This is a genomic window from Brasilonema octagenarum UFV-OR1, assembly GCF_963888615.1.
Taxonomy (GTDB): Bacteria; Cyanobacteriota; Cyanobacteriia; order Cyanobacteriales; family Nostocaceae; genus Brasilonema; species Brasilonema sennae.
In genome coordinates, this window is record NZ_CAWPKW010000216.1 from 1 (window position 1) to 4,970 (window position 4,970).

The 4,970-nt window shown below is 42.0% G+C and carries 6 protein-coding genes; 2 read left to right on the forward strand and 4 right to left on the reverse strand.

Going from position 1 to position 4,970, the window contains the following annotated elements:
* Positions 1-23 precede the first annotated feature (23 nt).
* A complete protein-coding gene (locus tag AC5590_RS16290) occupies positions 24-92 on the forward strand; it encodes a hypothetical protein (RefSeq protein ID WP_370460858.1) in 69 nt (22 codons plus the stop codon).
* Positions 73-483, forward strand: coding sequence for a helix-turn-helix domain-containing protein (locus AC5590_RS16295; protein WP_169268877.1), 411 nt, complete (start codon positions 73-75; stop codon positions 481-483). Before AC5590_RS16290 ends, AC5590_RS16295 begins: the two co-directional genes overlap by 20 nt.
* A gap of 100 nt (positions 484-583) precedes the next feature.
* Here AC5590_RS16295 and AC5590_RS16300 read toward each other — a convergent pair whose 3' ends face one another.
* The 4 genes from AC5590_RS16300 to AC5590_RS16315 all read right to left on the reverse strand — a co-directional run.
* Positions 584-1,912, reverse strand: a complete 1,329-nt coding sequence (locus tag AC5590_RS16300) for a YcjF family protein (RefSeq protein ID WP_169268878.1) — start codon at positions 1,910-1,912, stop codon at positions 584-586.
* Between the two features lie 132 nt (positions 1,913-2,044).
* Entirely contained in the window at positions 2,045-3,541 is a 1,497-nt protein-coding gene (locus tag AC5590_RS16305) for a hypothetical protein (RefSeq protein WP_169268879.1), read from the reverse strand.
* The gene (locus AC5590_RS16310) at positions 3,538-3,882 is read right to left on the reverse strand and encodes a hypothetical protein (protein ID WP_169268880.1); all 345 of its coding nucleotides are present in this window, start codon (positions 3,880-3,882) and stop codon (positions 3,538-3,540) included. The genes AC5590_RS16305 and AC5590_RS16310 overlap by 4 nt, the downstream gene beginning before the upstream one ends.
* 192 nt (positions 3,883-4,074) lie before the next feature.
* Positions 4,075-4,970, reverse strand: an 896-nt coding sequence (locus AC5590_RS16315; RefSeq protein ID WP_211178793.1) for a CHAT domain-containing protein, incomplete at its 5' end; no start/stop codon positions are given.

A 4,970-nucleotide genomic window follows, 5' to 3' on the forward strand; every position in this document is an offset into this window, starting at 1 on the left:
ATTACAAATATCAAAAAGTTTTTATCCGTTATGTCCTGACTCATGCAGAATACGACAAAGAGGACTGGAAAAATGATCCTTGGTACACCTAGCACTAACGCTTATATAGAGTTACTCAAAACTTTTCCTCCTCGTCCAATTACTTCAGAAGAAGAATTGACGGCTACGCAGAAAGTCATAGATTCACTTATTGATAAAGGTGAATTAACACTAGATGAACAAGACTATCTCAATGTGTTAGGTACTCTCGTTTACGAGTACGAGGAAAAACATAAACCTATACCTGATATTCATGGCGTAGAACTGCTCAAAGCCTTGATAGCTGAACTAGGTTTGCGGCAAAAAGATTTAGTTCCTATCTTTAAAACAGAATCTATAGTATCTGAGGTTTTGAGTGGTCAACGCAATCTAACAGTAAATCATATTCGTCAATTGGCAGACTTTTTTCACATCTCGCCAGCTGTTTTTTTTGAATCACGATAAAAGAAAAAATTTTACAACCGATCATTGCTGGATGACAGCGAAAAGATTTTGTTCTAACTTTATGGCAGGGAAGTCCTTTAGCGGTATAGATGCTTTTGTCTCAACGCTTAATTCCCTTAAACCGTTCTTTTGCAACCTGGAACGAATCTTGCATCACAGATTGAATTTTCTTAGGATCTGGTTTCTTCCCACCCATTAAATCACCAAAGTAAACGCAAGCTGCTTCTCCAAGTGACCAAGTGTAAGCAGCTGCCCAAGAAGCAGCTATTACGCTGCCAAAACCTGGTACGAATTTGATTAATTCACGTGCGATCGCTCGTGCTAAGAAACCACTGGCGATCGCACTCACAACTCCCCCAGCTTGCGATGGCGTCAGCGTCTGTCCATACAATTTTCCTAGCAGCCCCACCATCGAGACTTGCAAGGCTGTGAGTGCTGGCATCGTTGCAAAGGGTAGCGGCACCGCTGAGATGGTAGCTGATATAATCGCAAATACTAAAACGTAACGCCGTGCAACATCGCGGTAAAGATTACCAAGTTGTTTGCCAGTCCCTTCATCTAATAACTGGTGTATTGTTCGGGCTTCTGCTTCTGGTAGTAAATCTGCTAAGGTATCTCTCAACGCCTCTAAGCCATAAAACACGGGGGTGTAACCGTCTTCTTCCAGGGTGAAGTCAATCAGGACAGCGCGATCGCATAATTTCCCAAAAGCTTGCTGCATTGCAGTGAATGCCCGGTTAACCTCTTCAAAATCTGGTGGATATGCTGGATGATCATCTGTACCAGGAGGATAAACCTCATGCAAGCAAGTCACCGCTAGTAGACAGGGAATATCTGGATACTTGTGACGCAATTGTTGAGTAATTTGTCGCAAGGTATCAGTTGCAAAATCATTGATCTTAACCGTGAGAATCAAGATTTTGGCGCGACGACTCTCTTGTTGTAAATCTCCAACCAATTCCTGAACAATGACTTCAGTATCCTGGTTTACATCTCCCAGCCCGACGGTATCTGTAAAAATAAGTAGTGGCAAGTCAGCCGAAGGGTAGGCGTAACGCTCGGTGTGTTGTGTGTGTGGACGAAATCCCTGACCGACAATTTCTGCCGACACTCCCGTCAGTCCTCGCACAATCGAACTTTTTCCTGCTTGCGGCTTACCAATAAAAAGGGCTTCAGTGGTTGGCAATTCTGCTCGAATTGTCTCCAGAATCTCTGCAACCTGGGTTTCACTAACGCTAAACCACCCAACAACCGTTTGTGATATTTTATCTACGGGTAGTCGTTTCATCAAGCGTGCTGTTGTCTGGTTCCAAACACCTGAAATCTGGTTTGTTAATGAACCATCAACTGGCTTTGTTGTCAAATCAGTTGGTTCACTTGATTGTTGAGAATCGGTGGATGGTAAATCAGGATCACGTTGTTCAGTCATTTGCATCAAAACGGCAGCACGCCCTGAAGAACTTTATTATTTGCCAGTATCAAGATTTAGGATAGCAAACAGTGAACATGATATGCCTCCTTCTTTCCTGTTGCTTTTTTCCTATTCCCTATTCCTTGTTGCCTATTTCTTGTTCCCTGTTCCCTGTTCCCTGTTCCCTGTTCCCTTTTTATAAGACTGCCAAATTTTATCTCCTCCCCAAATCAAGATTCCTACAACAACTCCGAAAAGGAGACTGTAACAAATGGATAAGGTGAAGCGATGAGGATGAGCTGTGGAAAAGGGAGGTAACACGGGGTCTTCTTTTGTGACGAGGGCGTAACTAGATGCCATAATTCCAGCAGAACCGATCGCACTACCTACGGCGAGAATCGTGATTTCGAGATTGCGATCGCTCTTTTCTTTCTTCTCCTCGGCAATGCGATCGCTCTTCGCCCTATCTATCGCCACACGCCCCCGGATTGAAGCTATAGCCTTATCCAGCAAGCTTGAACCATGATGAAAATATCCCAAGTCTGCTTTTATTTGTTCCTGAAAATAAGCACAGTTTTCCAGGCTAAATCTTTCTAAAAAACTAATATCTTCATCTTCAAGCATACCACTAATTTGTTGCAATCTCTCAGCATAATTTCGAGAATTTATTGCAATTGTATTTTGGTAAGCTTCGAGATATCGCAGCAGATTGGCATAGTCTAAAGCAGTTTTGGGAAGTGTTTTTAATTTCTCGCTTAATTGGTCTAATTCGCATTCTGTTAATTGCTGATTGCCAAACTTTTCTAATGTTTTAATTTCTTCTTCTATTTTGCTATATTCTTGATTGGTGTCCTGATAAACCTGACGGCTTTGTCGAAAAGCTTCTACGACTTTGGCGCGAAAGAAAAATAAATCAAATAATTGCTCTTGATAAAAACCAAATTTCTCTTCCGCTTCTGGATGGCTGAAAAACCAAACTAAAATATGACGGTAATTGCTCAATTGACTAAAAAGTCCATATTCAAAAATGGGGCTACCAAAAAGAGTGTCGGAACGAGCAAATGGAGGTATGATATAGCTTTGAGGGAATAAAGCTTTGAGACATTCATCAGCAAGATTTTTCAAAGCTTTGTGATTTTGAGGATCTTGTTCTGATGACAACCAAGCAGTAATGATGAGAGTTTCACCAAGAAAGTTCTTATTACCATTTAAGAGCAAACAATTCTCTGGGTTGAGTTGACGCAGAAGCTGAATATCGACATCCTCAGTTTTTTGCTCATTTTCTTTTTCTGGACGGTGCAGATTTAACCACAGTCCGTAACTATCATAAAGTCTTAGAGGATAGGCAAATCCGTGAATAGATATTTTGGAAGAATTCTTGGATGAATTATTGGAAGAATTATCGAAAGTCACCGCGCCTTCAACAGGGGCAACTTCTGTTTGTTCATCGGCTTTGATGAGAGAGATAGTCGGGTTATCTGGCTCCTTTTCTAAATCCAGCAATTGCATCAAGTTGAATTTTTCATGCAGGATTTTGTGGATGATTTCATCACAAGTTTTCCAAAGCCAATCTTTCTCCTTTTCCTCTACTTTTTGCAGAACAAAGGCAAATAAATGGACATTGGGAGCATAAACTTTAGGACTCATTTTTTGGGAGGTTCTGGCTGTGGATTTTTTTGCTGCTCATCTATGATTTTCTGATAATCTGGGAACTGATTGATTAAAGTTCCTTCTTGGTTTGCCGGATTCCGCTTTTTGATAGTGATTTCTCTGGCAGCAAATCGGACAGCATCTGCGACATCTGGATGTTCTCTACACCAAGCGGTAATTGCATCAGCGGCTGTTGAGAGTGGTTGATTTTCTAATTCTGCCAGGGTTTGCTTGATTTTCAACAAATCTTCGCGGCTTTTTTCATCAAAGACAAATTCTTGTTGTTCTACGACTTGCAAAAAAGCTTCAATGATGAAATCTGGTTGATTAGCTTCCATTAGGTGATATCTCCAATATTGTTGTGAGAGAATGCGTTAGAATCCTTGCCCGCCCAGAGTTCAAACTCTGGGCTGATAGCCAAAGTCCACTCAAGTGGACTAAGATCTCTAGTTGATAGGCTTTGAGTCCTCTTTAGAGGACTTTTGCTTTGAGCCTGAGATTTCAATCTCAGGCGGATATGGACGATAAAATTAACACCCAATCGCGCAGAAACCAGCCCAAGACTCCGGTTTGCAAAAGGGTTTGCGCTCAGGCTGATACCATTCTTGTAGATACTGCAAAATTGTGTGCTTGTGTTGTTCATTGATTTTTGAGTGCTTTTGACTCCATTTTATGATTTCGGCTTGAGTTGAGTCGCGTAACCAGCACTGCGCCTCACAAAGTGCTTGAGCAATTGGCAGGGAGTCCTGATTGTCGTAAAATCGAATCATTAATAAGGTAGTTGCTAAGTCATCCACCGACCACAAACTGCTGACTATACTAGAACTGCCTGCTTTGAGAAAACCACTCGGTAAACCGATATACTCATCGCTGGTGCTGTTGGGACTTGTTAGCCCAGTTTCACAAGCAGACAGAGTGACGAGGCGACATTCTGGTAAACTGAGATTAAAGATGTCAGGTAGAGTCAAGCATTTTTCTAAATCAATGGCATTACCATTTGCTAATTTGCGATAGCGTTGATTAGAGTTAATAGTAGAGTCACCAGAATCAGCATCGGCGGGAATGACAGAGACGCAACCTGCTAAAGCTATTGCCGAATCGAGAGGCGAATTTATATCAAAGTAGCCATGACAAGAAAAGTGAACAATTTGGGCGTGAGAGAAACTCTCTGCTTGCAATAAAGCTTGTTTCGTAGCGTTGCTTTTTTCTATAACAGTGGTTGGCTGGAAGTCATGCGAAATTGTTTTGACTTCTATATTGGTATAAATCAGGTTCTCGTTGGGATCTTGGATGGCGAATAAAGAACGTGACTCCTCACCTGGAAACCTCACCCTGCCCTGTCGGGCATCCCTCTCGTTACCAAGCAGAGGGAACCTCACCCTGCCCTGTCGGGCATCCCTCTCCTTAGTAAGGAGAGGGAAAGATT

Excerpts from the sequence above, each read along its gene's own strand:
- AC5590_RS16295 (WP_169268877.1), top strand. The coding sequence starts at position 73 with ATGATCCTTGGTACACCTAGCACTAACGCTTATATAGAGTTACTCAAA.
- AC5590_RS16300 (WP_169268878.1), bottom strand. The coding sequence starts at position 1,912 with ATGACTGAACAACGTGATCCTGATTTACCATCCACCGATTCTCAACAA.
- AC5590_RS16305 (WP_169268879.1), bottom strand. The coding sequence starts at position 3,541 with ATGAGTCCTAAAGTTTATGCTCCCAATGTCCATTTATTTGCCTTTGTT.
- AC5590_RS16310 (WP_169268880.1), bottom strand. The coding sequence starts at position 3,882 with ATGGAAGCTAATCAACCAGATTTCATCATTGAAGCTTTTTTGCAAGTC.